Source organism: Alteromonas sp. AWM4_230 (assembly GCF_056158305.1).
This window is the reverse complement of the sequence record NZ_JBSWTB010000001.1, coordinates 1-26804: the sequence shown is the minus strand read 5'-3', so window position 1 is coordinate 26804 and position 26804 is coordinate 1. Positions and strand designations below refer to the sequence as shown.

Genomic DNA, 26804 nt, shown 5'->3' with positions numbered 1-26804 from the left:
CTATGAGTTCTTCTTCACACAACTGGCGCGACAGCTTGTCGTTTTTTGCCAGCGACTTGTTTAAACATGTGCAAATGGCACAGTTATTCCCAGACAGCAAAACCTTTGCTGACGCTATTGTTAAAACCGATCTCAATACCGTTTTAGCGGCCTATGAACAAGCGTGTTTAGATGCTGAGAAAAGCGGTGAAGCAGTAGACTTAGCTACGTTTGTTAATACCCATTTCGATATGCCAGAAATGATTAGCGCAACATCGCAAACCAAGTTTGAAAATGTAGCCGATTATATTGAGCATATGTGGCAGGTGCTAACGCGTACCCCCGACACTGAACAGAAAGACAGCTTAATAGCGCTAACCCGCCCATACATAGTGCCGGGTGGACGCTTTCGCGAAATCTATTATTGGGATACATATTTCACTGCGCTAGGTTTAATTGACGCGGGGCGCACCGACATGGCAATCAACATGTTGGTTAATTTTGTAGATATTTTAAATGAAGTGGGCTGCATTCCTAATGGCAACCGCGCCTATTATTACTCTCGCAGTCAGCCTCCTATTTTGGCGTTGTTTTATAACTTGCTAAAAGACGCTCTATGCGACCAGCAAAAAGAATACGTTATCTGCGGCTTAAAGAAAGAATACCAGTTTTGGATGAATGAAGCGGGCGAGAACGCGTCACAGAAGGCCACAGCACAACTACGTACCGTCACCATGCCGTGTGGCGCTATACTCAATCGTTACTTCGACACCGAGCCTACGCCTCGCCCTGAGTCTTATCGAGAAGACATTGAAACTGCAGAGCTCATAGGCGCTGATAAAAGTCAGTTTTACCAGCATGTTCGCGCGGCTTGCGAATCGGGTTGGGACTTTAGTTCGCGCTGGCTAGCTAATCCCAATTCATTGGCAAGTATTCGTACTACTGAAATAATTCCCGTAGATTTAAATGCGCTTTTGGTAACGCTTGAGCAAACCCTGGCAAGCGTGACTGAAGGTGCCGAGCAAGCGCGCTACAGTGCGGCATCTACAGCACGAATCAACGCAATAAACACCTATTTATTTAATGCTGAAAAAGCGGGCTATTTTGACTACCACTTCCCCACACAAACTCAAACCGATGTAGTGTCAGCGGCTATGTGTGTGCCGTTGTTCGTTGGTATCGCAAATGATCAACAGGCAGAAGGAGTGTGTGCAGCGGTAATGGACACCTTGCTAAAAGAAGGTGGCGTGGTAACGACTTCAAACGCTACGTCGCAACAATGGGATGCGCCAAATGGCTGGGCGCCGCTTCAACTGTTCGCCGTTGAAGGGCTGCGCAACTATGGGTTTGAAATGCAGGCTCAAACCATCATGCTGCGCTTTTGTAAAACCATTGAAGGCCACTTTGCATCAAACGGTGTGCTACTTGAAAAGTACAATGTGTGTGAACCGGAAATAAAAGCAGGCGGCGGTGAATACGACGTTCAGCTAGGTTTCGGTTGGACCAATGGCGTGTATACCCGTTTTCAGACGTACCTGAACCAGTAAACAAGCTTCCGTTACAACAAAAACGCGCGGTAATATAATAACGTAATAACGGGCCGCGCGTTCTTTGCTTATGAAAATTTTAATTGGTATCGGTTCGACTTTCCATATCAATCGACATGGCGATGTCATCGAGTATATCGTTAAGCCCAGTAATTTTTTCGGTAGCAATAAATACGCTCATTTGAGACTCTACCGTAATATAGTCATCTGTGGTGTCGCTCTCAAAGGTGCTTTCTAGCGCGCTTTGCACTCGGTCAAAGAACTGGCGCGCGCTTCGTTCTTCAATATTGTGAAGGCATAAAATGAATTGGTCGGTTCCAAAGCGGCCGAGAATATCGTTGCCTCGAATAACGGTCTGAAAAGTTTGTGCAATTTGCCGCAACACAAAATCGCCTTTCGTAGAGCCCATTTTACGCGTTATTTCACGTAGGTTACTGATGTCGAATATTGCAATAGCAATAGCTCGACCCTTTTTAGGGGCATCCAGTTTATTAATGCGTGCGATGGCTGAATCGGCATTAAGTAGAAGTGTTACTGGGTCGATGGCTTTGCGTGCAAGATGCTTTTTACGTAAAACGTACCCGGCAATAAGAACGAGCGCTAAGAACACAACGATAGCGGTATACAAAGTATTCCTTCTTTGTTCTTCGGCTTTTTCAATGGCTGATTCAAGATCATAAATACGTGTATACAGATTGGCGGCGCCAACAATTAAAGCGGTATCTTGTGCCACTTCACGTCGCTTCGTGACCTCTTTTGAGTAGATGTTGTGCGCTTCCTTGGTTAGAGCAATATCTTTTAACGCTAGGTACATGGAAACGTTAAAACTTAAGTAATCCAGGTTTGTATTGAAGACTTTTGGAATAACGATTTTGTCTAATGCGCCAATGCCAGCTAAATATTGCTCTACACAGGTGAGATCGTTGTTATGTAAACATAATTCGGCTTTGTGCCAAGCAACCAGTTTATGACCGAGGGAGCTAGAGATATTTGCAGTTGCCTCTTCGAGGGCCGGAAGGGTGTAGGCTAGATTACTATAATCACGCGTTTTTCTATGGTAGATAGACAGTGCATATTGATACAAAAAATTACTGAGTGGCGTGTTGATTTCGCTATTCAGTGCACCTAGCTCCAAAATACTTTGATAGGCTTTATCAGTCTGACCGCTACTTAGCAGTGATACAATGGCACTAATAATAATACTTACCTTATTGCTGCCTTTGTAAACAAGTAGGCCCATTTTATGTGCTTTCAAATATTGCTCGGCGGCCAGCGCGTGCTGCTCTAGGCTACCATAGAGAAGACCGATAGCGTTGTGGATATGCGCGAGTTCGCCTGGGCTACCGTTATCGGAATAGCGTTTAAGCACGCCGAACATTTTACCTAGTCTGACTTCGGGCGACGTAGACTCTGAACAATAGCTAATCAGCCCTAGCGAAGAGCTGGTGAAAATATCGCTATGACGTTTTGGTGAAGATAAATCTTGGGCCTGTTGGTAATATTTACAGCGCGCCGGGTTTTCTCTGGCATCATAAGAAAAGCCAATTTGATAAATAGCCGATGCAAATGCGTACGAGCTTTCATCTATATTGCCCTGCATTATGGCTTTAAGCAGCATTTTTTCTGCTTCTTCATACTTGCCGCGACAAATTAAAAACTGCCCTTTGGCTACGGTCAAAGCAAAACGTTGTTGGGGTGTGAGGCTTTCTAAAGTGAGCGTTTGTTCTAACTCTGGCAGTAACGATTGACTTGGGCAATCGTACGAGGGCGAGCGAACTTTTTCGATAACGGCATCGACATCAGTATTTGCCAGAGTCGCAGAAGAAGCGAACAACACGCTGAAAAAAGATAAGACTGTTAAATATAACCTTCGAGCCATAAGAGATAGCGTTTACGTTTTTTCTTTATAATATCGATTTGAGCCAATAACTACTATATAAAGCCCGTAAATCTTACTGCTTTTTTATGTTCTTATGCGTATTTTGTGTCTGAATTTAGCAGCTATTGTAAGTGGTAAGCACATCACCCCTAATGCACAGGCGACCCAAAACTTACCAAAATTGCCACGCCAACTAAGGCAACGGCAGACCATGCAATGGTGGCTTTTGTCGCTTTTTCACCAAGCACCCAGGCTACCCCTAACGACATTAACGCACTGGTGGCAATTAACGTTTGAACAACGGCGGCTTTGGCATAGGCGAACGCAAACATTTGTAAGTAGATAGCGGCAGTAGTACCAAGCAATGTTGCTACTACAAAAGCCGGCCATATGCGCTTGCCGTGGCTACTTTGATAGTCGATAACAGGCATATAGCGGGTTTTGGTTAAGGCTATAAGCGGTATCACAAAGGCCATGCCGCCTACTAATCGCAAAAATGCCGCGCTTGCCGCGTCAACTTCTCCAGCGCTTAAAATGTCGCGGCTTACTACCGCGCCAATGGCCTGGCATAGTGCGGCGCCTACGCCATATAAATAACCGCTGGTAGCAAATACATGAGTAGAACTGCGTTTACGTGCCTTTATCACCATATCCACCGAGAATAGCACTACAGCAACGCCAACCCACTGCTGCCAGGTAATCCACTCGCCAATAAAGGCCATAGCGAAAAGCGCGGTAAATAAAGGCGCAAGGGTTTCGGCTACCAGTACCGCTTGGCTATCGCCAATGCTCTGTAGGGCTTTAAAGAAACAGGTGTCGCCAATGCCTATGCCAATAAGGCCGCTAAGCAATAGCCACAACACTGCGCCAGTGGTAAGCCCGGTTGGCTGAACGAAAAGTAGCACAACGGCCAATATGGTAATTGAAATTAAGCCTTTCCAAAAGTTCATAGTTAGCGGCGAAAATGCGTTGCCCGTACCACGGAATAAGCGCGCAGCAATAGCCCAACAAAGCGCTGTACCTAGCGCAGCAAAAACACCCATAAACTACCTGTTAACAATATGAATAAATGAGAAAGGGCAACGTTTAGTCTGCCAAAAAGAGCGGCTATGCTAATGCATGGTGTAGTTGGCGTAAACTTAAATCATCCAGTTGGTTTTTAGTTAAAACATCATAGCCTTAAGTAAACGTAACAGAAGGTGAAAGGCTTTTGTGGCATTATATTGGTATCAGAAAATATGAGCAAAAACGCGCTGAACTGTTTTAAGTGTGTCTTAATCGTGTCTCTAGAGTATTAATGAAGTAAAAGGACGAGAAAAGCGTGAGTGTAGAGCAGATGAACTTAACCGGCATTAAAGGTGTAATATTCGATTTAGACGGCACCTTGGTAGAGTCTAGCCTTAACTTTACGCGAATGCGCGCCGACATAGGCTGCCCACAAGACGAGGATATTCTTACCTTTGTCGATGCCCTTAGCTGCGCGGAAACCAAAGCCAATGCACACCGCACTATTTTGCAGCACGAACTAGAGGATGCGCAGAATGCAAAATGGCTAGCCATAGGCAAAGCCATGGTAGAAAAGGTACAGGAACACAAACTTCCCATGGCAATTGTTACCCGCAACTGCCGCCAAGCTACCGCTATTAAAGTAGCCAACAACAGTATACCTATCGACTACGTGCTTACCCGCGAAGATGCCCCAGCCAAACCCGATCCAACCGCCTTATTAATGGTGGCGAATACATGGCAGCTTCAACCTGAAGACTGCCTGTATGTAGGCGACTTTATTTATGACCAGCAAGCCGCCGAGAATGCTGGGATGAAGTGGTTATTGGTTTAGATGTCATCTATCCACATCTGGTTTTTTTGGTTTTATCGGCCCTATTGGTAAAATAAAATAATAACCTCCATCCAATAATGGCACGTTAATCCCTGCATATACTTTAGTATAGTCTTCCTCAGCCAGCTCTTGCATGTTTGTTTTTTGTTCGATATTCATGTCCATTCCTATTTTTTTAATCTTCCTGCTCTTATGAGCAATTAAAAAGTACACGCTATACAGGGATGTAAGATATGACTACTGAGACAGTTCATCGATATCGACTGAAGACTCATCCTTATGTCCTAATTTTCCTTGTCTATTTGATTTTTCTTCCAAAAACGGGCCAAGCCATAGGTGTCAATTTAGAGGGGAGGACTACCTTCGGCGGGATTCCTTCAGGCGTTATCCGCGATATAGAGGTATCAAACAAGGTAGTTTATGTAGCCGCGGAAAATGGTGTGTTCGAAGTAATTGGAAAGGAGTCCGAGCGTTTAAAGTTTAACACGACCAGTAATGCTACAGGTATCATCTCTGATATCCACTTGATTGGCGCTAGTTTGTGGGTTGTCGAATATGGCGTGGGTATTTTCGAAATTAATTTAAAAACCAAGGAAGCTAAGCAGCTATTTGCCGATAGAAATTGGTCACGCTCTGTTTGGGCCATGACAATGACTTCCACAAACTTTTACTTTTCTGTCATCGACGATGTTATACAAGTGAATAGGCAATCAAGCCATTCGACCGAGTTAAGCTCCCAATTGGCAGCTTTAAAGTTAAATGGTGTTTACTCTCTTTTTTCTGAAAAAAGTAACGTGCATATAGCTTCAGACAAAGGTTACGTCTCAATTTCAGAAACGGCAGGTAGTGTGGAAGAGTATAAATTAAGAGACAAATTACCGTTGCTATCTAGTGCGACATTTATCAAGGTGATCGATAAAGAGCTATACATTGGAGGTCCAGAGGGACTTTACATATTTGGCAATAAAGAGCGATATATTCCTACTGAGGGAATTAGTGGTACTTATATAAACGATGTAATTAAAACAGAAGATAACAAAATTTGGGTTTCGGATGGGAGGCTATTAATGTTAGAAAATGGGAAGCTTTCAACGCCTCCCTTTATGAACCCAGTTCTGACATCTGAGGCAATTCGCTCTATAACCAAAATAGCGGTCGGCCCTTATGATTCAATGCTTATTGCTTCATCTCAATTGGGCTTAATTTCTTTACCCAAAACAAAGTTGTCGACAAACCTAGTATCGCTCAATGGGAACGCTTTAAGAGAAAACATACAGAAATCTGCTATCGACGAAACGGAAACATTGGTCAGAATTGAAAATGGTCTATTTACTTTAAATGAAAGCAGTGGGGAGCTAACTGAGAAAAAGTTAGTAAAAGATAAAATCACCCATTGTACATCCCACAAAGAAGAAATTTTTGCTCGGTTAGCAGGTGTAAACCCATTGGAACTGTGTAGAAGTGATTTCACTCATTTTATTCAAGTCGATAAAAACACTTTCTATTTTTACTTCGATGATGGAGTTAGCGCCAACTACTACTATTTAGTGAATGAAGCCATAAAAGACACAATCAAAGCTCCCCGTAATATTGTTTATAGCTCTTTGTTAAGTGGTGGTGAGCTAGTTGCTTTTGATGCGTTTGATAATGTGCATTTTCAGTTGTCTAAGTTTAACTGGCGGACAATTAGCTCCGACGAAGGGAATTGGTTTGGACTTCAGTGTTTAATTGAGTTTGAAAGCGCTTATTTGCTATGTACATCTGGGGCTGGCTTAAAAGAAATCGATAAGAAGAGTGGCTTGGTCAACTCTTCATTTATTCAGGGACTAAGTGAACTAAGGTTTATTCGCGGCGCTATGGTTACTGAGAGCGGTAATCTATGGGTGGCCTCAAATATGGGGCTTTTCATAAAACCTCGGACAAGTGAGTCAGCTTTTAATGTTGGCATGCAGTTTGGTCTTTTTGATACAGACTTTGAGTACAGAAGTTTTGAGGAACTGCGCACAAAAGTGTTAGTGAAAGGGGATAAATACAGTTATTTGCTCGATGAAAAGGAATTAATACAAAGCCTTAAAAATCTACCCACTGAAGTAGAAACTACTGTTCTAACGCACATTAAATGGAATGATAAAAAAGGACAGAACGAGCTTCACTTTCCTGAGCATCTCAATTTTAACTTCGACAGCGATTTTAAAGAGATCACCTTTAATTTTGTCGATAGTGATGTTTATAGCAAGAGCGAGGGGATTGAGTTCAAGTTAGACGATAATGCTTGGTTCTCACATAACAAAACATCAATGAGTTTAACTTTAAGTGACTTGGGCTTTGGTACTCACACGCTTTATGTAATTAGCAGCCACAATAGAGACACTTCAAATGGGTTGACTATAAAGTTTGATATAGCTCCGCCTTTCTGGGCCTCTAAATGGGGCATCATTTTATATCTATCTATCGTCATATTGCTTTATTACTTATGGAAGGTGGGTATTGCAAGTAAGCTTTATGAAAAATTCAAAACCACCAATCTATACGCACATCTTACTCGCTATGAAATTACTGACGGGCATTCAAAGTTCGAAAAAATGCTGCGCAGTAAAGAGCGTTTTATAAACGATATCACCTCTGAACTTCGAACACCTATTCAAGTGATTAATGGTTCATTAGAAAAAATTTCTGATGCAGATAAGGGCTCGCGCAAAGAACTAATCTGTATTCAAGACAATGTGAAAAGGGTCGAGCAATTAATTAACCAGATGAGTCAGGATGTCCCGACAGCTTTCAAAGCAGAAGATTATTACAAGTCCTATTCACCTGAAAATATTCGTTTTATTGTTTTATCTCTTGAGCCTTTAGCTAAACAAAAAAGACAAAATTTAGAAGTTCGGATAAAGGTTAAAAAAGATGTGTCTCTGATTAGTGAGAGCTTAGAAAAAATATTGGCTAATCTTGTTCAGAACGCTATCAAGTTTACACCTGAACTTGGCACGATAAAAGTTAGCGCAGTACAGGATAGCAAGGCGCTAAAGATTATTGTAAATGATGATGGTGAGGGAATAGATGAGAACTTGCAAAGCAAAGTGTTTGAAAGGTTTGCTAGGGGCAACACAAAATTAGATGGAGATGGTGTGGGATTGGCTACGGTTAAAACTCTAGTAGAGTTAAACCAAGGAGAGATTGCACTCCAAAGCCAAAAAGGTGTGGGAACAAAAGTAACCGTAACATTGCCGGTTGATGATATTGCTTTTGTGAATTCGCACGCTGAAGATCTTGTGCCAGCGGATGCAAAAACAAACAAGAAATCGCTGTTAATTGTTGATGACAGCAGAGAATTCCGTTCTTACCTTTTCGACCTGTTCTCAGACAAATATCGTTGTCTAGTCGCGCGAAATGGTGTCCAAGCCTTAGATGTAATGCAACATTATTTGGTGGACTTGGTAATAACGGATCAAATGATGCACGAAATGGATGGCCTTGGTTTAACTAAGGCTATTCGCCAAAACCCTAGCTACGCAAACATTCCGATATTAATGCTCACTGCTGAAACAGGAGCTGAACTGGAGAAAGCAGCGCTAGAAGAAAAAGTGGATTACTTCTTAGCAAAGCCTGCTTCAAATGAAGAAATAATTCTGCGTGTTGAACACTTATTGTCGATCAGAGAAGCAAAAGAAAAAGAAGATGATGAAAGTACGCTTCCCGTTTTCAAATTCGGGTGCTTAATAATTCCAGAATTTGATAACGAGAAGGATATGGCATTTTATCTAAACTTCATCGCTGTTCTTGAAAAGAACTATCATGATGAAGCATTCAATAGAGACCAAGCTGCCTCACAATTATTGATAAGCCCAAGAAGCTTAAATCGAAGGATGTCTGAGTTGTTCGACTACAATTTCAGCGAGTTTCTGTCGCGCTTTAGAATCGAAAAGTCTATTCCACTGCTGCTAGAAGGAAATAGCATTTTAGATACATGTCTAGACGTGGGTTTTGGAACAGCTGCTTACTTTTCTACCTCTTTCAAAAAGGTCATGCATCTACCACCTAAAAAGTACATAGAGCAATATAGTAAAACTGTCGCTTAGTTTTTTAAGACAGAGTAAAAAAAGCTGCTAAACATACCTACGCCTTTCCGCCAAAAAGCCAATCAACAGAAACGATGCCACATAGCCTGCTCCTTGGTACTTCCAAGGCAAGTAGGCTAGGGTGTGTTTCAAGAAAGGTGCGCCGTACAAGGTTAGTGCGCCATAGCCGAAGGCACACAGCACTACAAACATGCTAACGCGAATAATAAAGTGATAAGGTGCAAGAATGCGTTTTACATGGCCGTTAATCAGGTCGCCGTACACCACTAAAATTGTGGCCATAAGCATAATGCTCATTTCGGTGTAATAGGGGCTTAATGTGCGAGAAAGGGCACTGAAAAGTTCTCTCATAAAATTACTACTATTATGATGCTTTGCTATGTGCCCATTATAAACACGGTACGGTCAAAAGCGTTAACTAACGCCTTTATTTAATGCGCTTACCGCTTTAAAGCCCTGTTCAATAGTGGCTATGCGGTCGGTGGTTTGGTCGCGCTCTACAAATTTATGTTCAATGCCTGCCAACTTGCCGTGTGCGAATATTTCTTTAAAGTTAATGGTGCCTGTGCCTACATCAGCAAAGCTGCCGTCTTCCGCCAAATCTTTTACATGCCAAAGCTTAAAGCGGCCTGGGTACTGCTTAAAGTAATCAACGGGGTTTTTACCCGCTTTAACCGTCCAGTACAAATCTAGCTCCATGGTAACAAGGTCTGGATCGGTCTGGTTAATTAGTACGTCTAACGGTGTCTTGCCGTCGCGCACTTCAAACTCGAAATCGTGGTTGTGGTAGGCAAGGGTAATGCCTTCTTTCTTACAGGCTTCACCAATGGTGTTTAGCTTTTCTGCAAGGGCTTGGTAAGGCGCTATACCCGTACCGCGCTGAGCTTCGCTAAGCCAAGGAACTACCAAGTACTTGTGACCAACGGTGTGAGCGTCATCTAAAATTTGTGAAAGGTTATTATCGAACGCATCTAATTGAATATGAGCCGATGGCGCAGTAAGGCCGTTTTCATCAAGCAGTTGCTTAATTTCTTTTGCACTATGGTCAAAGTAGCCTGCAAACTCCATTTCCGTATAGCCTACGTCAGCTACCAGTTTAAGCGTAGCCGGTACACTTACTTTCATAATATCTCTTAGGGTATAAAGCTGCAGGCCAACCGCGCTGTTATGCATGCCCTTCATCATTGCTCCTTTATCACCACCATGCCCGTTCGCCAAACTCGTATCTGCCAAAACAGCAGGAGCGCTCATAGCCGCCAATAAACCAGACGAGTATTTAATGAACTGTCGTCTTGAAACGCCAGAGCCAATGTTGCTGGCCGCGTCTAAAATCACTGTCTTGCTTAACGTTTCTTTACTCCAATTCACTGTGTGCTCCTTTATATATCTAGGTTCATAGGTGCTGGCGCTTTACTCTCACTAATTAACTCAAAGCCTTGCCTGTGCTCCCACGTACAATAAGTTCAAACGGCATAATAACCTTGGGGGCTTTGCGAATTTTGCCGTTCAGTAGGTCCACTAAAAGCGTAACCGCCGTTCTACCAAACTCTTCTGCCGGTTGTGCAATAGTCGTTAGCGGCGGGTCGACAAAGGCTGAGAACGCAATGTCGTCGAAACCTGCTACAGAAATATCGTTTGGCACATGCAAATTAGCCTGCTTGAAGGCTTGCATAGCACCAATAGCTGTTTCGTCGTTTTCACAAAAAACAGCGGTAGGCCTGTCTTTCAAACGGGCGATAGTTTCACCGGCGTTGTATCCGGCCTGCAATGTAAAGTCGCCTGGGAACAGCAAGTTTTCATCAAAGGAAATACCAGCTTGCGTTAGTGCGTCTTGGTAGCCAACTAACCGGTCTTGGGTCAGCGGGCTTGAGTTTGGCCCCTTGATCATGGCAATGCGGGAATGCCCTAACGAAATTAGGTGCTCGGTCATTGCTTTGGCCGCGGCGCGGTTATCTAACGACACAACAGGATATTGGCCATCGTCAATCACTTCACAAGCATTGACCATGGGAAGTAGACCATTGTCATTGACCATAGTGGCATCAAAAGGATTGTGTGCACGCAACTGAATAAGCCCGTCTGCCTGCGAAGTGCTTACCATTTTGGCGTAATGGCCTTCAATTTCACTGTTACCAAGGGTGTTGGCAAGCAAAATGGAATAACCTAGCTCTGCAGCGGCTTCCTGCATGCCGCTAATAACACGGGCAAAAAATACGTTTGCTACCGTGGGCACCAATACCACTAAATTGTGCGTTTTTCCCGAGCGAAACTTAACCGCCATTAAGTTAGGTTTATATCCCACTGCCTGAACTGCAGCCATTACCTTATTGCGTGTTTTTGGAGAAACACGCTCAGGTTGTTGTAGTGTTCTTGATACGGTAGCAACCGAAACGCCGGCACTATCTGCTACATCTCTAATATTTGCCATTTCTATTTTTGTTATTTGTTAGTTCATGTATGCATTGTAAACCCAACCAGCTAACGGTAGGCGTTATACGATGGTAGCGAATTAAAATTAACCGTAAAGGTGGAATGTAACCGTTTTCATTTTGACTTAAGAATACGTACTTTAATGAGAACGTCAAAGGTTATTTGTAGATTAATTGTAAATTTCACTTCATCCGTCTTCTATATTCAGCCCGTTTTATCGCCACTTATTTGGGTTGATAGCCAATATTACACTGCCAAATGTAAACTTTAGATTAATAAAATGCTGTTTTTTGTATTGACCATTAAAATGTAACGGGTTACATTTTATCGCATTAGCTACACCAATAGTGCAATTGCACAAAGAGGAATTTCGATGCAACCAATACGAATGGGAATGATCGGCGGCGGTGAAGGTGCATTTATCGGTGCCGTACATCGCCATGCCGCAGGGTTAGATGGGAACTACCAGTTGGTGTGTGGCGCATTTAGCCGAAATGAAGACAATAACTCACGCACTGCCGCATCGTTAAACGTGCCGTTAACTCGCGCATATAGTAGTTGGCAGGCAATGCTTGACGAAGAAGCTAAGTTGCCTGAGCAAGAGCGCATGCAGGTGGTAGTAATCGTCACACCTAATCATCTTCATGTACCCATTTCAATTGCCGCAATTAAAGCGGGCTTTCATGTCTTCTGTGAAAAACCAGCTGGCGTTAGCTTTGCTGAAGTAAAAGAGCTGCAAGATGTTATTCACGCAAATGAATCGCTATATGGCTTGGCTCATACCTACCTTGGTTATCCTATGGTTTGGCAAGCTCGTCATCTTATTGAAAGCGGTAAGCTGGGCAACATTCGAAAAGTGTATGTTGAGTATCCCCAAGGCTGGTTGTCTGGCGAAGAAGAAACGCACAATAAGCAAGCGCAGTGGCGCACCGACCCAGCAATTTCTGGGGCAACAGGTGCAATGGGAGACATAGGTACTCATGCCTTTGGTCTGGTTGAGTTTGTATTAAACGACAGTGTTACTTCGCTATCTGGCGAGTTGAACACGCATGTTGAAGGACGTCGATTGGACGATGACGGTGCTGCGCTTATCAAAACTAGAAAGGGCGCTTCGGGTGTGTTGATTGCTTCACAGGTATGTGCCGGGGAGGAAAACGCATTGAAGATCCGTGTATATGGTGACAAAGGTGGTCTGGAGTGGCGCCAAATGGAGCCAAACTCTGTCATCTATCGCCCGGTTGATGCCCCTTATCAAGTGTTTAGAGCGGGCCAAGGTCAAGTTGGTCTATGTGATGAGGCATCTGAACGTTGTCGTGTTCCAGCTGGTCATCCAGAGGGTTACTTAGAAGCCATGGCAAATTTGTATACCGACTTTGCCAAAGCAGTGCGCGCTAATCGAAAAGGCAAAGCTGACGGCGTTCCTGGAATAAATTCAGGCTTACGCGGAATGGTATTTATCGACGCCATGCTAGCTAGTACTGACAGTGACACTAAATGGGAGTCGGTTAGTCAGGAAGGAACGCAATAATGCAACTACAACTTAATATGAAAAAGGTGATCGCTTATGGCTACTAACCAACAACCTATAAAAGGGCCCGCAATCTTCCTTGCCCAGTTTATGGGAAAAGAAGCGCCTTTCGATACGCTCGAAAATATGGCGAAGTGGGCAGCGTCGCTTGGCTATAAGGGAATACAAGTTCCTACCGATTCTAGTCTTTTCGATTTAGAGAAAGCGGCTGAAAGCCAAGAGTACTGCGACAATATAGCGCAAACTTGTAAAGACGCTGGCGTGGAAATAACCGAGCTTTCTACGCACTTACAAGGTCAGTTAGTTGCTGTACACCCTGCTTACGACGAGTTATTCGATAATTTTGCACCGGCGCACTTACACGGCAAGCCACAAGAGCGAACCGAGTGGGCAATCAACCAGCTGAAATGTGCGGCTATCGCTAGTAAACGTTTGGGGTTAAAAGCCCACGCTACGTTTTCAGGTGCATTAATGTGGCACTTGGTTTACCCCTGGCCTCAGCGTCCAGCTGGCTTGGTTGAGCAAGGCTTTGCTGAACTCGCTAAGCGTTGGAAGCCCATACTTGATGCATTCGATGATGCGGGCGTAGACGTGTGTTATGAAATCCACCCTGGTGAAGACCTGCACGATGGTGCGTCGTTCGAGCAGTTTTTAAGTGCGGTAGATAACCACCCTCGGGCAAATATTCTTTTTGACCCAAGCCACTTTGTTTTGCAGCAGCTTGACTACCTCGACTTCATCGACCGCTACCACAGCCGGATCAAAATGTTTCACGTTAAAGACGCCGAGTTCAATCCGAACGGTAGAAACGGTGTGTACGGCGGCTATCAAGACTGGCAAGAACGAGCTGGCCGTTTTCGTTCCCTTGGCGACGGCCAGGTCGACTTCAAAGGAATTTTTAGCAAGCTTACCCAGTACGGCTTCACCGGCTGGGCAGTACTTGAGTGGGAATGCTGCTTAAAAGACAGTGCGCAAGGTGCTGCAGAAGGCGCGCCTTTCATTGCTTCACATATTATTGAGCCAAGCAAATACGCTTTTGACGATTTTGCGGGTGGTGATGTGAGTGAAGCGAAGAATAATCGTATTTTAGGGCTTGAGCGCTAAGCGCCATCAACAGGATAACAATAACTATGATAACCCTACGCCTGAGTTTGATGATGTTCCTCCAGTTCTTCATTTGGGGAGGCTGGTTTGTAACATTAGGTACGTATTTGTCGAATACCTTGGCTGCTAATGGCGGGCAAATCGGTATGGCTTTCTCAACCCAAAGTTGGGGCGCCATTATTGCCCCCTTCATTGTGGGGCTTATTGCCGACCGATTCTTTAATGCAGAAAAGATCCTCGGTTTCTTACACCTCATTGGCGCCGTACTTATGTATTGTATGTACCAAGCGAATGATTTTGCCAGCTTCTACCCTTATGTGTTGGCGTACATGATTGCCTATATGCCTACGCTGGCACTGGTCAACTCGGTGTCATTCGGGCAAATGGTCGACCCGTCGAAAGAGTTCGGAAAAGTTCGTGTGTGGGGCACTATCGGCTGGATTGTGGCAGGTCTTATGATTAGCTATGTATTCTCATGGGATTCTGCCCAATCTATTGCCGATGGTATGCTCAAAAACACCTTCTTATTATGTAGCATTGCCTCGTTAATTTTAGGTGTGTTCAGTTTTACACTACCAAACACGCCACCTCAATCTAGCGGTAAAACGGTAACTATACGCGACATTCTTGGCTTAGACGCGTTGGCACTGTTAAAAGACAAAAACTTCTTTGTATTCTTTCTCTCATCGGTACTTATTTGTATTCCACTGGCGTTTTACTACCAGAATGCGAATCCATTCCTTACTGAAATAGGCGTTGAAAACGCCACAGGAAAAATGACGTTGGGCCAAGTATCTGAAGTACTGTTTATGTTGGCTCTACCGGTATTTTTGAATCGCTTTGGCATTAAAGCCACCTTAGTAATTGGTATGGCTGCTTGGGTAATTCGCTATGCGTTGTTCGCATTTGGGAACGCTGACGAAAGTTTATTCATGCTTATTATCGGTATTGCACTGCACGGTATTTGCTACGACTTCTTCTTTGTATCAGGCCAAATCTATACCAATGCAAAAGCGGGAGAACATGTAAAAAGTGCCGCGCAAGGGCTAATTACCTTGGCTACGTACGGCGTAGGTATGCTGGTGGGGTTTGCTGTAGCAGGCGCAATTACTGATACCTATACGTTGGAAACAGGTGCCCATAGTTGGCAGCAGGTTTGGTTATTCCCAGCAGGGTTTGCCGCGGTGGTGTTAGTACTCTTTGCCATTCTATTTAGAAAGGAGAAGGTTAATGCCGATGCATAACAATGCCCGCAGAAAGTTACTTCAAAGCATGGCAGTGACTGGGGTAGGAATAGCTGGAGTAGGATTAACCGCCTCTAGTTTAGCGGTAGGCGAGTCAACCAAAGCAGGTAAAGGTCGTAATGTCATGAATACACCGCTTAGAGGCAATGTGAATCACTCGGTAAGTCGATGGACTTACGGCGATTTAAGCATTGAAGAGTTGTGCAAAACTGTTAAGCAATTAGGGTTTGGAGCAATTGACTTGGTTGGCCCTGAAGATTGGCCTGTACTAAAGCAATATGGCATCGACTCTTCTATGTGTAATGGCGCTGAAATTAGCCTTGAAGATGGCTTTATTCATGCTGAATTACACGATGAACTAGAAGCACGCTATTTAAAGCACATCGATTTAGTCGCCGATGCAGGTTACACCAACCTTATTTGTTTTAGCGGCAATGCCAGAGGAATGTCGTCGGAAGACGGGCTTGAAACTGCCGTCAAAGGATTACAGCGAATTTTACCTCACGCTGAAAAACGCAATGTGGTGATCTTCATGGAGCTATTCAACAGCAAAGTCGATCACCCTGATTACATGGCCGACAACTCTGCGTGGGGCATAGAACTTTGCAAACGTCTTGGCTCGCAGCACTTCTCGCTGCTTTACGATATCTACCACATGCAAATTAATGAAGGGGATATCATCCGAACTATTCGCGATAACCATCAGTACTTTGGTCATTATCACACGGCCGGCGTTCCTGGACGTCACGAAATAGATGCTTCACAAGAACTTAATTATGAAGCCATTGCTAAAGCCATTGTTCAGACCGGATTCAAAGGCTATCTAGCACAAGAGTTTATACCTACACCGAAAAGCAAAGCCAGCAGAATAGCGTCGCTACACCAAGCGATTCAAATCTGCGATGTATAACGTGCGAACAGGCACAGCGACGAATGAAGTTTTAAGGACGTGTTATGGCGAGTAACGAATACGATGCAATAGTCATTGGGTCTGGTATCAGTGGTGGTTTGGCTGCGAAAGAGCTTACCGAGAAAGGCTTAAAAGTGCTTATGCTAGAGCGTGGTCAAAATATTGAACATATAAAAGACTACAAGAATGCGCATAAAGAAGATTGGGATTATCCACATCGCGACTTACCTACACAGGCGATGAAAGTAGATTATCCGGTGCTCAAACGCGACTACCCACTTAATGAAAAAACCTACGGTATGTGGGCAAATGAAAAAGAAAATCCTTATACCGAAGACAAGCGCTTTGACTGGTACAGAGGCTACCATGTAGGCGGGCGCTCATTGTTATGGGGGCGCCAAAGCTACCGTTTAAACAAAGAAGATTTTGAAGCCAATGCTAAAGAAGGTATAGCGGTTGACTGGCCTATTCGCTACGAAGACTTAGCACCCTGGTATGACTATGTAGAAAAATTCGCAGGTATCAGCGGCAACCGAGATGGTTTAGATGTGTTGCCTGATGGTATTTACCAGCCGCCGATGCCAATGAATATTGTAGAGGAAAGTGTCGCTGCACGGGTTAAAAAAGCTTACGAAGGCTCGCGCCATTTAGTACACGGTCGAACATCTAACATGACACAAAGCAAACCTGAAGAAGGACGTGTTCATTGTCAGTACCGCAATAAGTGTTGGTTGGGATGTCCGTTTGGTGGCTACTTTAGTACGCAAGCATCTACGCTTCCGGCGGCTGTTAAAACAGGTAACTTAACCCTTCGTCCTTTCTCGATTGTAAAAGAGATCTTGTTCGAAAAAGACAAAAAGCGCGCCACTGGCGTTGAAATTATCGATGCAGAAACCAACGAGACTTATGTATTTAAAAGTAAAATCGTTTTCGTTAATGCGTCAGCTTTGAACTCGGCATGGGTACTAATGAATTCTGCCACGGATGTGTGGGACGGTGGATTGGGAAGCAGTAGTGGCGAGCTAGGCCACAACGTTATGGACCACCACTTTAGAGTAGGAGCATCGGCAGAAGTAGAAGGCTTTGAGGATAAATATACTTACGGACGCAGACCAAGCGGTTTCTATGTGCCAAGGTTTAGAAATTGGGGTAGTGATAAGCGTGACTATCTACGTGGATTCGGCTATCAAGGCAGCGCAAGTCGTTCGGGCTGGCGCAAAGACATTGCCGAACTTGGTATAGGAGCAGGACTAAAAGATGCGATCACCGAGCCGGGTCCTTGGACCATCGGGATGACAGCTTTCGGTGAAATTCTTCCGTACCACGAAAATAAAGTGTACCTGAACAAAAAAGTCACCGATAAGTGGGGCTTGCCAGTACTTGCCATGGACGTTGAGATCAAAGAAAACGAACTCAAGATGCGTAAAGATATGCAGCAAGACGCCGTTGATATGTTCGAAGCAGCTGGGCTTAAGAATGTTCAAGGTTGGGATGCCGACTATGCTCCTGGCATGGGTATTCACGAAATGGGTACAGCGCGTATGGGCAGAGATCCAAAAACGTCTGTGTTAAATGCGCACAACCAAGTATGGGACGCACCTAACGTCTTTGTTACAGATGGTGCAGCAATGACATCAGGCAGTTGTGTTAACCCGTCGCTAACCTATATGGCGCTAACGGCAAGAGCTGCTGAATTTGCCGTGGAAGAGTTAAAGCGAGGAAATCTTTAATGGAACGCAGAGAACTACTTAAACTTATCGCGACAGCCACGGGTACGGCGTTATTTGCAGGAAATGTGTTTGCCTACAAAGATATTCCTGCGGTACCGCTAAGTGACACATTATTAAATGAAAAAGACGTGGCTCTACTCAATGAGATGGGGGAGGTAATCATCCCCCAAACAGATACGCCCGGAGCAAAAGCTGCAAACGTTGGTGCAACAATGGCTGTGCTGGTAACCGATTGCTACACACCCTTACTTCAAAAAACGTTTGTCGATGGCATAAAGAAAATATCTTCATTAAGTAAAAGTCGCTTCAATAAGCCATTTATCCAGCTTACCAAGCAAGAGCGAGAAACTTTCTTTAACGATTTGGATGTGGAAGCAAAAGCGGCGAATCTTTCTAACGGCGTTTATCAAGGCGTTGAAACAGGCAAACCAAGTCAATGGGAGCCTGGTACCGATGAGCCAACCCCTCACTACTTCACCTTATTAAAGCAACTGACACTTTATTGCTTTTTCACGTCACAAGTTGGTGCTACCAAAGTACTTCGATATGTAGCTATTCCTGGGCGTTACGACGGAGCATTTCCTTATAAGAAGGGCGACAAAGCGTGGGCCACGTAAGCCAGGTATACAAAGGCTTGATAGACAAGAGCTTGATATATAAAGCTTAGTGAATAAAGCAAAAACAAAAAAGCCAATCGCTACATAGTGATGAAACAGATTAGAAAAGGTACTAACACAATGAATAAGACTCTTCTTGCCTCTACAGTGGCGCTACTTATGCCGCTTACTGCGTGCGCAACAACAAAAGCAGATACAGAGAAAAGCGAGTCACGCCTAACTCGTGAACAGCAGGCAGCCAAAACAGAAGTTTGGGAGCCGGTTCCGGAAGTTGTTTCTTTCGATGAAAATGGCGCGCCTTCTGATGCCACTATTTTAATTGGCAATGACTTATCAAATTGGAGTTCGGTAAAAGAAGGTGAGGCTAAATGGACGCTTCAAGAAGGTGTACTTACCGTAAAACCAGGCACGGGCGATATTAAAACGAACGAAGCGTTTTGTGATGTACAACTGCACGTAGAGTGGAAAGCGCCTCAGCCAGAAGCCGGTATGGAAGGACAGCAGCGTAATAACAGCGGTATCTTCCTTCAGCAAAGGTACGAGATTCAGGTATTAGACTCATATCAGAATAAGACCTATCCCAATGGTCAGGCAGCAAGTGTATATAAGCAAACTATCCCGTTAGTCAATGCTATGAAGGCCCCTGGTGAGTGGCAAACCTATGACATTATCTATAAAGCTCCTACCTTTAACGGGGAAGAGTTAGCGACAAAGGGCTATGTTACCGTAATACATAATGGCGTAGTGGTTCAAAACCATACCGAGATCCAAGGAACCACAGAATGGATAGGTGCACCCAAATATAAAGCGCACGGATGTGCCCCGCTTCAATTGCAAGATCACGGTAACTTAGTAAGCTTTAAAAATATGTGGATAAGACCGCTTTAAAACGCAAGCCGATATATATCTTCAATCTCTTCAATACTTAATTGCTTGGGATTATTGCGAAGAAGGCGAGTTACTTTACTCGCTTCTTCTGCTAGTTCCCCTACACAAGTTGGCGAAATATTAAAATGGGTGAGTGAAGCGGGTATGTCTACATCCCTACACAGCTTTTCTATAGCACCTAATAGCAGCTTAACTGCTTCTTCTTTTGAATGGTGACGCTCACATACCTTCAGTAGCTTAGCTACGCAATAAAGTTTGTCTTGGCAGAAAGGCGCATTAACTTTCAAAACGTGAGGAAGCATTACCGCGTTACTCATGCCATGTGATAAATGAAAGCGCCCGCCTAAGGGGTAAGCCAGTGCATGTACTGCGCCCACGCCCGCGTTTCCAAACGCAAGGCCAGCCATTAAACTGCCGGTGGCCATATCTTCGCGTGCTGACAAGTTCTCACCATTATTATAAGCGTGAAGTAATGAATTAAAGATAAGCTTCAGTGCTTTCTCTGCTAACGCATCGGTAATTGGGCTGGCATTTACACTTATATAAGCTTCAAGAGCGTGAACGAATGCGTCTATTCCACTAGCTGCTGTAATGGACGCAGGGCACGTTTTAGTCATCTCAGGTGCAACAATTGCTACATCGGGTAGTAAGCAGTGGCTAACAATGCCTTTTTTCATTTTGGCCTTAGGGTCAGACAATATAGCAATGTTGGTAACTTCGGAACCTGTACCAGCGGTAGTGGGGATAACAATAAGGGGGAGATTTCTTTGTGTAAGTGTATTTTCACCGAAGAGATCTACAAGAGGTCCGGTATAGTCATATGTTGAGGCAAGTACTTTAGCGCTATCAATAGCACTGCCTCCGCCCAGCGCGATTATTCCGTCTATTTGTTTTTCCCGAAGCAAGCGCAACTTTCTTTCTATAACATCTACTTCAGGCTCAGGAGGTATGTCATCAACAATAAGTAAAGGTTTAGAAGGAGTGAGCGTGAGTATTTGGTCGAGAAGCCCTGAAGAAGATACGCCTTTATCAGTTATCACAGCGCAATTATTTATGCCTAAACGCTTCATTTCATCAGTAAGGGCTTTAATAGCACCTAGTCCAGTAATGAGTTTTCCCGCGGTCTTAAATTCCGAAACCTTCATAAAGTGCTCCTGATAAGGGCGTTTTTTAATAGCTACGAGTTATTTAATTTATAGTACAACACAGCGGATACCACTTAACTAACCTTATAGATGGTTAAAAGTGAGGTGAATTCGTGGTTTTAATGAACGTTTTGTGTGTTGTTTGTGCAAACGATCGAAAAATAAGGTTTTTTTCGAAATAAGTGTTGACGTGAGCGCTCATTTCCCTAAAATGCGCATCCGCTTCGGGGGAAAAGCAAAACAGCAACCCTCCTGAAGTAAGTCTCTACTACCTATATAGGCCAGTAAAGACGGGAGTTTAGAAGAAACGCTTCAGAAAATAAATTTTCAAAAAGTGTTGACAACGAAAACTTCCAGCGTATAATGCGCACCTCACTCGAACAGGGTGAGTCACTAAGAGGCAACGGCTTCTAGTGAATTGCGACGAAGTCGCAACGTTCTTTAACAATTTAGACAAGACAATCTGTGTGGGCACTCGTTAAGAGTGTCAAATAACGACGATTCATATTTCGATATATTTAATTGAAGAGTTTGATCATGGCTCAGATTGAACGCTGGCGGCAGGCCTAACACATGCAAGTCGAACGGTAACATTTCTAGCTTGCTAGAAGATGACGAGTGGCGGACGGGTGAGTAATGCTTGGGAACTTGCCTTTGCGAGGGGGATAACAGTTGGAAACGACTGCTAATACCGCATAATGTCTACGGACCAAACGGGGCTTAGGCTCCGGCGCAAAGAGAGGCCCAAGTGAGATTAGCTAGTTGGTAAGGTAAAGGCTTACCAAGGCGACGATCTCTAGCTGTTCTGAGAGGAAGATCAGCCACACTGGGACTGAGACACGGCCCAGACTCCTACGGGAGGCAGCAGTGGGGAATATTGCACAATGGGGGAAACCCTGATGCAGCCATGCCGCGTGTGTGAAGAAGGCCTTCGGGTTGTAAAGCACTTTCAGTTGTGAGGAAAAGTTAGTAGTTAATACCTGCTAGCCGTGACGTTAACAACAGAAGAAGCACCGGCTAACTCCGTGCCAGCAGCCGCGGTAATACGGAGGGTGCGAGCGTTAATCGGAATTACTGGGCGTAAAGCGCACGCAGGCGGTTTGTTAAGCTAGATGTGAAAGCCCCGGGCTCAACCTGGGATGGTCATTTAGAACTGGCAGACTAGAGTCTTGGAGAGGGGAGTGGAATTCCAGGTGTAGCGGTGAAATGCGTAGATATCTGGAGGAACATCAGTGGCGAAGGCGACTCCCTGGCCAAAGACTGACGCTCATGTGCGAAAGTGTGGGTAGCGAACAGGATTAGATACCCTGGTAGTCCACACCGTAAACGCTGTCTACTAGCTGTTTGTGACTTTAAGTCGTGAGTAGCGAAGCTAACGCGCTAAGTAGACCGCCTGGGGAGTACGGCCGCAAGGTTAAAACTCAAATGAATTGACGGGGGCCCGCACAAGCGGTGGAGCATGTGGTTTAATTCGATGCAACGCGAAGAACCTTACCTACACTTGACATGCAGAGAACTTTCTAGAGATAGATTGGTGCCTTCGGGAACTCTGACACAGGTGCTGCATGGCTGTCGTCAGCTCGTGTCGTGAGATGTTGGGTTAAGTCCCGCAACGAGCGCAACCCTTGTCCTTAGTTGCCAGCCTTAAGTTGGGCACTCTAAGGAGACTGCCGGTGACAAACCGGAGGAAGGTGGGGACGACGTCAAGTCATCATGGCCCTTACGTGTAGGGCTACACACGTGCTACAATGGCATTTACAGAGGGAAGCGAGACAGTGATGTGGAGCGGACCCCTTAAAGAATGTCGTAGTCCGGATTGGAGTCTGCAACTCGACTCCATGAAGTCGGAATCGCTAGTAATCGCAGGTCAGAATACTGCGGTGAATACGTTCCCGGGCCTTGTACACACCGCCCGTCACACCATGGGAGTGGGATGCAAAAGAAGTAGTTAGTCTAACCTTCGGGAGGACGATTACCACTTTGTGTTTCATGACTGGGGTGAAGTCGTAACAAGGTAACCCTAGGGGAACCTGGGGTTGGATCACCTCCTTACCATTACGTCGATAGACGCCTTGATGCAGTGCCTACACAGATAGTCTTGTTTAAAATGAAGAACGACACAAGTTTATGGGGCTATAGCTCAGCTGGGAGAGCGCCTGATTTGCATTCAGGAGGTCAGCAGTTCGATCCTGCTTAGCTCCACCATCTACTTGACACTGAGCTTGCATAAGCGAAGTACTGAAGGCTTGTAGCTCAGCTGGTTAGAGCGCACCCCTGATAAGGGTGAGGTCGGCAGTTCAAGTCTGCCCAAGCCTACCATTTCCTTGCTTTAAGAAAGGAAGGTAAAAAAGGTAGAAACGTGTCACGTTGAACCCGAAATCCTAATGAATATTTACTGTTTCAGTAAGCATTGATTAGGGTTTTTTACTCTAAAGATGAAAGTACTGCTTTTGCAGGAAACATCGAATGTTCTTTAACAATTTGGAAAGCTGATATTAATAGTAATCAATCAAAATTGAGTAACTGAGAAATCGAAAGATGAACTTTTTACTCTACTTGACTGAATTGCTTGTTATCAATTTATTGATAGCAAGGCAATTCTTCCGATTAGCTTGTCATTCATGCGACATAACTTAGACAGAAGTCAAAAGGCTGTTTGGGGTTGTATGGTTAAGTGACGAAGCGTATACGGTGGATGCCTTGGCAGTTAGAGGCGATGAAGGACGTGTAAGTCTGCGAAAAGCTGTGGTGAGCCGACAAAATGCATTTGAGCCACAGATGTCCGAATGGGGAAACCCACCTATTTATAGGTATCGTTACATGAATACATAGTGTGACGAGGCGAACGAGGGGAACTGAAACATCTAAGTACCCTTAGGAAAAGAAATCAATTGAGATTCCCCTAGTAGCGGCGAGCGAACGGGGAACAGCCCTTAAGCTGTATTGAATGTAGTGGAATCCTTTGGGAAGAGGAGCGATACAAGGTGATAGCCCTGTACACGACGCAATCTTTACAGTGAAATCGAGTAGGTCGGGACACGTGTTATCTTGACTGAATATGGGGGGACCATCCTCCAAGGCTAAATACTCCTAACTGACCGATAGTGAACCAGTACCGTGAGGGAAAGGCGAAAAGAACCCCTGTGAGGGGAGTGAAATAGAACCTGAAACCGTATACGTACAAGCAGTGGGAGCCCTTCGGGGTGACTGCGTACCTTTTGTATAATGGGTCAGCGACTTATATTTAGTAGCAAGGTTAAGCGAATAGCGGAGCCGTAGCGAAAGCGAGTGTTAACTGCGCGTTTAGTTGCTAGGTATAGACCCGAAACCCGGTGATCTAGCCATGAGCAGGTTGAAGGTTGAGTAACATCAACTGGAGGACCGAACCCACTAACGTTGAAAAGTTAGGGGATGACTTGTGGCTGGGGGTGAAAGGCCAATCAAACCGGGAGATAGCTGGTTCTCCCCGAAATCTATTTAGGTAGAGCCTCGGACGAATTCCATTGGGGGTAGAGCACTGTTAAGGCTAGGGGGTCATCCCGACTTACCAACCCTTTGCAAACTCCGAATACCAATGAGAACTATCCGGGAGACACACGGCGGGTGCTAACGTCCGTCGTGGAGAGGGAAACAACCCAGACCGCCAGCTAAGGTCCCAAAATATTGCTAAGTGGGAAACGATGTGGGAAGGCATAGACAGCTAGGAGGTTGGCTTAGAAGCAGCCACCCTTTAAAGAAAGCGTAATAGCTCACTAGTCGAGTCGGCCTGCGCGGAAGATGTAACGGGGCTAAGCAATATACCGAAGCTGCGGCAGCATGTTTACATGCTGGGTAGGGGAGCGTTGTGTAAGTGGATGAAGGTGAGTTGTAAAGCTTGCTGGACATATCACAAGTGCGAATGCTGACATGAGTAACGATAATGGGAGTGAAAAACTCCCACGCCGGAAGACCAAGGTTTCCTGTCCCATGCTAATCAGGGCAGGGTAAGTCGGCCCCTAAGGCGAGGCAGAAATGCGTAGTCGATGGGAAACGGATTAATATTTCCGTACTTATATAATCAGTGATGGAGGGACGGAGAAGGCTAGGCAAGCTTGGCGTTGGTTGTCCAAGTGAAAGTGCGTAGGCTGAAGACTTAGGTAAATCCGGGTTTTCAAGGCCGAGACACGAGACGAGCTCCCAAGGGAGTGAAGTTGTTGATGCCCTGCTTCCAGGAAAAGCTTCTAAACTTATGATTATATGAACCGTACCCCAAACCGACACAGGTGGTCAGGTAGAGAATACTAAGGCGCTTGAGAGAACTCGGGTGAAGGAACTCGGCAAAATTGTACCGTAACTTCGGGAGAAGGTACGCCTCTGTTTGTGAACACTTCGCGTGGTAAGCAAATGGAGGCCGCAGTGACCAGGTGGCTGGGACTGTTTATTAAAAACACAGCACTCTGCAAACTCGTAAGAGGACGTATAGGGTGTGACACCTGCCCGGTGCCGGAAGGTTAATTGATGGGGTTAGTCCTCGGACGAAGCTCTTGATCGAAGCCCCGGTAAACGGCGGCCGTAACTATAACGGTCCTAAGGTAGCGAAATTCCTTGTCGGGTAAGTTCCGACCTGCACGAATGGTGTAACCATGGCCACGCTGTCTCCACCCGAGACTCAGTGAAATTGAAATCGCAGTGAAGATGCTGTGTACCCGCACCTAGACGGAAAGACCCCGTGAACCTTTACTACAGCTTGGCACTGAACATTGAACCTACATGTGTAGGATAGGTGGGAGGCTTTGAAGCACAGTCGCTAGATTGTGTGGAGCCGTCCTTGAAATACCACCCTTGTATGTTTGATGTTCTAACATTGGCCCCTTATCGGGGTTGTGGACAGTGTCTGGTGGGTAGTTTGACTGGGGCGGTCTCCTCCCAAATAGTAACGGAGGAGCACGAAGGTTAGCTAATCACGGTCGGACATCGTGAGGTTAGTGCAATGGCATAAGCTAGCTTAACTGCGAGACAGACACGTCGAGCAGGTACGAAAGTAGGTCATAGTGATCCGGTGGTTCTGTATGGAAGGGCCATCGCTCAACGGATAAAAGGTACTCCGGGGATAACAGGCTGATACCGCCCAAGAGTTCATATCGACGGCGGTGTTTGGCACCTCGATGTCGGCTCATCACATCCTGGGGCTGAAGTCGGTCCCAAGGGTATGGCTGTTCGCCATTTAAAGTGGTACGCGAGCTGGGTTTAGAACGTCGTGAGACAGTTCGGTCCCTATCTGGTGTGGGCGTTGGATGATTGATGGGAGCTGCTCCTAGTACGAGAGGACCGGAGTGGACGAACCGCTGGTGTTCGGGTTGTGATGCCAATCGCATTGCCCGGTAGCTATGTTCGGAACGGATAACCGCTGAAAGCATCTAAGCGGGAAGCCGGCCCAAAGATGAGTCATCCCTGACCTTTAAGGTCTGGAAGGGTTGTTATAGACGATGACGTTGATAGGCAGGGTGTGGAAGCGTTGTAAGGCGTTAAGCTAACCTGTACTAATTGCCCGAGAGGCTTAACCATACAACGCCCAAAAAGCTTTAGGCTTTTGGAAGTGTTGTAGACAAGCTAAAGTAAGCAAGTAAGAGTAAAAAGTAGTTACTCACTGATTGAATTAATATCAAACTTTCCGATTTGTTAGTTATTAAGCAACGATGATTAAACATGCTCCTGAGAGTACTGTTAGTCCTCCTTGCGCAGAAGTCATGACAAAAAGCGTCATGATTCTGCACTAAAAGTTTTTCCTGGCAGCCATAGCGATACGGTACCACCTGACTCCATTCCGAACTCAGAAGTGAAACGTATTAGCGCCGATGGTAGTGTGGGGCTTCCCCATGTGAGAGTAGGACACTGCCAGGTCCCATTA

The 26804-nt window shown here is 45.1% G+C and carries 17 protein-coding genes, 2 tRNA genes and 3 rRNA genes; 15 read left to right on the top strand and 7 right to left on the bottom strand.

Annotated elements, in window-relative coordinates:
* The first annotated feature begins 2 nt into the window (after positions 1-2).
* The gene (locus ACXACS_RS00110; protein ID WP_474802632.1) at positions 3-1526 is read left to right on the top strand and encodes a trehalase family glycosidase; all 1524 of its coding nucleotides are present in this window, start codon (positions 3-5) and stop codon (positions 1524-1526) included.
* Between the two features lie 79 nt (positions 1527-1605).
* On the opposite strand, the gene ACXACS_RS00105 is transcribed toward ACXACS_RS00110, so the two are convergent.
* The gene (locus ACXACS_RS00105) at positions 1606-3405 is read right to left on the bottom strand and encodes a GGDEF domain-containing protein (protein ID WP_474802630.1); all 1800 of its coding nucleotides are present in this window, start codon (positions 3403-3405) and stop codon (positions 1606-1608) included.
* Between the two features lie 149 nt (positions 3406-3554).
* On the bottom strand, positions 3555-4448 hold the full coding sequence (locus ACXACS_RS00100; protein ID WP_474802628.1) for a DMT family transporter: 894 nt from the start codon (positions 4446-4448) through the stop codon (positions 3555-3557).
* A 278-nt stretch (positions 4449-4726) separates the two neighbouring features.
* Here ACXACS_RS00100 and ACXACS_RS00095 point away from each other — a divergent pair, with 278 nt between their 5' ends.
* The gene (locus ACXACS_RS00095; RefSeq protein WP_474802626.1) at positions 4727-5245 is read left to right on the top strand and encodes an HAD family hydrolase; all 519 of its coding nucleotides are present in this window, start codon (positions 4727-4729) and stop codon (positions 5243-5245) included.
* A gap of 3 nt (positions 5246-5248) precedes the next feature.
* Here ACXACS_RS00095 and ACXACS_RS00090 read toward each other — a convergent pair whose 3' ends face one another.
* A complete protein-coding gene (locus ACXACS_RS00090) occupies positions 5249-5404 on the bottom strand; it encodes a hypothetical protein (RefSeq protein WP_474802624.1) in 156 nt (51 codons plus the stop codon).
* A 74-nt stretch (positions 5405-5478) separates the two neighbouring features.
* Here ACXACS_RS00090 and ACXACS_RS00085 point away from each other — a divergent pair, with 74 nt between their 5' ends.
* On the top strand, positions 5479-9321 hold the full coding sequence (locus ACXACS_RS00085; protein WP_474802621.1) for a hybrid sensor histidine kinase/response regulator transcription factor: 3843 nt from the start codon (positions 5479-5481) through the stop codon (positions 9319-9321).
* A gap of 27 nt (positions 9322-9348) precedes the next feature.
* Here the strand turns inward: ACXACS_RS00085 and ACXACS_RS00080 are convergent, their stop codons facing one another.
* The 3 genes from ACXACS_RS00080 to ACXACS_RS00070 all read right to left on the bottom strand — a co-directional run bounded on the left by ACXACS_RS00080 (position 9349) and on the right by ACXACS_RS00070 (position 11749).
* Positions 9349-9672, bottom strand: coding sequence for a DUF3392 family protein (locus ACXACS_RS00080; protein WP_474802618.1), 324 nt, complete (start codon positions 9670-9672; stop codon positions 9349-9351).
* 63 nt (positions 9673-9735) lie between these two features.
* Positions 9736-10689 (bottom strand): sugar phosphate isomerase/epimerase family protein, encoded by a 954-nt coding sequence (locus tag ACXACS_RS00075; protein WP_474802615.1) that lies wholly within the window; start codon positions 10687-10689, stop codon positions 9736-9738.
* 55 nt (positions 10690-10744) lie between these two features.
* A complete protein-coding gene (locus ACXACS_RS00070; protein ID WP_474802612.1) occupies positions 10745-11749 on the bottom strand; it encodes a LacI family DNA-binding transcriptional regulator in 1005 nt (334 codons plus the stop codon).
* 375 nt (positions 11750-12124) lie between these two features.
* On the opposite strand from ACXACS_RS00070, the gene ACXACS_RS00065 reads away from it, so the two are divergent.
* The 7 genes from ACXACS_RS00065 to ACXACS_RS00035 all read left to right on the top strand — a co-directional run bounded on the left by ACXACS_RS00065 (position 12125) and on the right by ACXACS_RS00035 (position 19772).
* Positions 12125-13279 carry a Gfo/Idh/MocA family protein gene (locus ACXACS_RS00065; protein WP_474802609.1) on the top strand — a complete coding sequence of 385 codons (1155 nt, stop codon included), beginning with the start codon at positions 12125-12127 and terminating at the stop codon, positions 13277-13279.
* 36 nt (positions 13280-13315) lie between these two features.
* Positions 13316-14383 carry a sugar phosphate isomerase/epimerase family protein gene (locus ACXACS_RS00060; RefSeq protein WP_474802606.1) on the top strand — a complete coding sequence of 356 codons (1068 nt, stop codon included), beginning with the start codon at positions 13316-13318 and terminating at the stop codon, positions 14381-14383.
* A 26-nt stretch (positions 14384-14409) separates the two neighbouring features.
* Entirely contained in the window at positions 14410-15627 is a 1218-nt protein-coding gene (locus tag ACXACS_RS00055; protein ID WP_474802603.1) for a nucleoside permease, read from the top strand.
* A complete protein-coding gene (locus ACXACS_RS00050) occupies positions 15620-16537 on the top strand; it encodes a hydroxypyruvate isomerase family protein (RefSeq protein ID WP_474809170.1) in 918 nt (305 codons plus the stop codon). Before ACXACS_RS00055 ends, ACXACS_RS00050 begins: the two co-directional genes overlap by 8 nt.
* 44 nt (positions 16538-16581) lie before the next feature.
* Positions 16582-18267 (top strand): GMC oxidoreductase, encoded by a 1686-nt coding sequence (locus ACXACS_RS00045; RefSeq protein WP_474802600.1) that lies wholly within the window; start codon positions 16582-16584, stop codon positions 18265-18267.
* Positions 18267-18884 carry a gluconate 2-dehydrogenase subunit 3 family protein gene (locus ACXACS_RS00040; RefSeq protein WP_474802597.1) on the top strand — a complete coding sequence of 206 codons (618 nt, stop codon included), beginning with the start codon at positions 18267-18269 and terminating at the stop codon, positions 18882-18884. The genes ACXACS_RS00045 and ACXACS_RS00040 overlap by 1 nt, the downstream gene beginning before the upstream one ends.
* Before the next feature lie 120 nt (positions 18885-19004).
* Positions 19005-19772, top strand: a complete 768-nt coding sequence (locus tag ACXACS_RS00035) for a 3-keto-disaccharide hydrolase (protein ID WP_474802594.1) — start codon at positions 19005-19007, stop codon at positions 19770-19772.
* Here ACXACS_RS00035 and ACXACS_RS00030 read toward each other — a convergent pair.
* Positions 19769-20917: an iron-containing alcohol dehydrogenase gene (locus ACXACS_RS00030; protein ID WP_474802591.1), complete on the bottom strand. Its 1149-nt coding sequence runs from the start codon at positions 20915-20917 to the stop codon at positions 19769-19771. The two genes, ACXACS_RS00035 and ACXACS_RS00030, sit on opposite strands and share 4 nt — an antisense overlap.
* 519 nt (positions 20918-21436) lie before the next feature.
* On the opposite strand from ACXACS_RS00030, the gene ACXACS_RS00025 reads away from it, so the two are divergent.
* The 5 genes from ACXACS_RS00025 (at position 21437) to rrf (ending at position 26797) form a co-directional block, all read left to right on the top strand.
* Positions 21437-22969, top strand: a 16S ribosomal RNA gene (locus tag ACXACS_RS00025).
* Positions 22970-23046: 77 nt separating this feature from the next.
* Positions 23047-23122, top strand: a tRNA-Ala gene (locus tag ACXACS_RS00020).
* A 37-nt stretch (positions 23123-23159) separates the two neighbouring features.
* Positions 23160-23236: transfer RNA gene (locus ACXACS_RS00015), tRNA-Ile, on the top strand.
* Between the two features lie 349 nt (positions 23237-23585).
* Positions 23586-26461, top strand: a 23S ribosomal RNA gene (locus tag ACXACS_RS00010).
* 220 nt (positions 26462-26681) lie between these two features.
* A 5S ribosomal RNA gene (rrf, locus tag ACXACS_RS00005) occupies positions 26682-26797 on the top strand.
* The 16S, 23S and 5S rRNA genes sit together here with 2 tRNA genes alongside, the layout of an rRNA operon.
* Positions 26798-26804: the final 7 nt, after the last annotated feature.

Bases quoted from the DNA above. Each gene is read 5' to 3' on its own strand.
- ACXACS_RS00045 (WP_474802600.1), top strand. From the start codon at position 16,582: ATGGCGAGTAACGAATACGATGCAATAGTCATTGGGTCTGGTATCAGT.
- ACXACS_RS00110 (WP_474802632.1), top strand. From the start codon at position 3: ATGAGTTCTTCTTCACACAACTGGCGCGACAGCTTGTCGTTTTTTGCC.
- ACXACS_RS00050 (WP_474809170.1), top strand. From the start codon at position 15,620: ATGCATAACAATGCCCGCAGAAAGTTACTTCAAAGCATGGCAGTGACT.
- ACXACS_RS00055 (WP_474802603.1), top strand. From the start codon at position 14,410: ATGATAACCCTACGCCTGAGTTTGATGATGTTCCTCCAGTTCTTCATT.
- ACXACS_RS00060 (WP_474802606.1), top strand. From the start codon at position 13,316: ATGGCTACTAACCAACAACCTATAAAAGGGCCCGCAATCTTCCTTGCC.
- ACXACS_RS00030 (WP_474802591.1), bottom strand. From the start codon at position 20,917: ATGAAGGTTTCGGAATTTAAGACCGCGGGAAAACTCATTACTGGACTA.
- ACXACS_RS00065 (WP_474802609.1), top strand. From the start codon at position 12,125: ATGCAACCAATACGAATGGGAATGATCGGCGGCGGTGAAGGTGCATTT.
- ACXACS_RS00085 (WP_474802621.1), top strand. From the start codon at position 5,479: ATGACTACTGAGACAGTTCATCGATATCGACTGAAGACTCATCCTTAT.
- ACXACS_RS00105 (WP_474802630.1), bottom strand. From the start codon at position 3,405: ATGGCTCGAAGGTTATATTTAACAGTCTTATCTTTTTTCAGCGTGTTG.
- ACXACS_RS00100 (WP_474802628.1), bottom strand. From the start codon at position 4,448: ATGGGTGTTTTTGCTGCGCTAGGTACAGCGCTTTGTTGGGCTATTGCT.
- ACXACS_RS00035 (WP_474802594.1), top strand. From the start codon at position 19,005: ATGAATAAGACTCTTCTTGCCTCTACAGTGGCGCTACTTATGCCGCTT.
- ACXACS_RS00070 (WP_474802612.1), bottom strand. From the start codon at position 11,749: ATGGCAAATATTAGAGATGTAGCAGATAGTGCCGGCGTTTCGGTTGCT.
- ACXACS_RS00090 (WP_474802624.1), bottom strand. From the start codon at position 5,404: ATGAATATCGAACAAAAAACAAACATGCAAGAGCTGGCTGAGGAAGAC.
- ACXACS_RS00040 (WP_474802597.1), top strand. From the start codon at position 18,267: ATGGAACGCAGAGAACTACTTAAACTTATCGCGACAGCCACGGGTACG.
- ACXACS_RS00080 (WP_474802618.1), bottom strand. From the start codon at position 9,672: ATGAGAGAACTTTTCAGTGCCCTTTCTCGCACATTAAGCCCCTATTAC.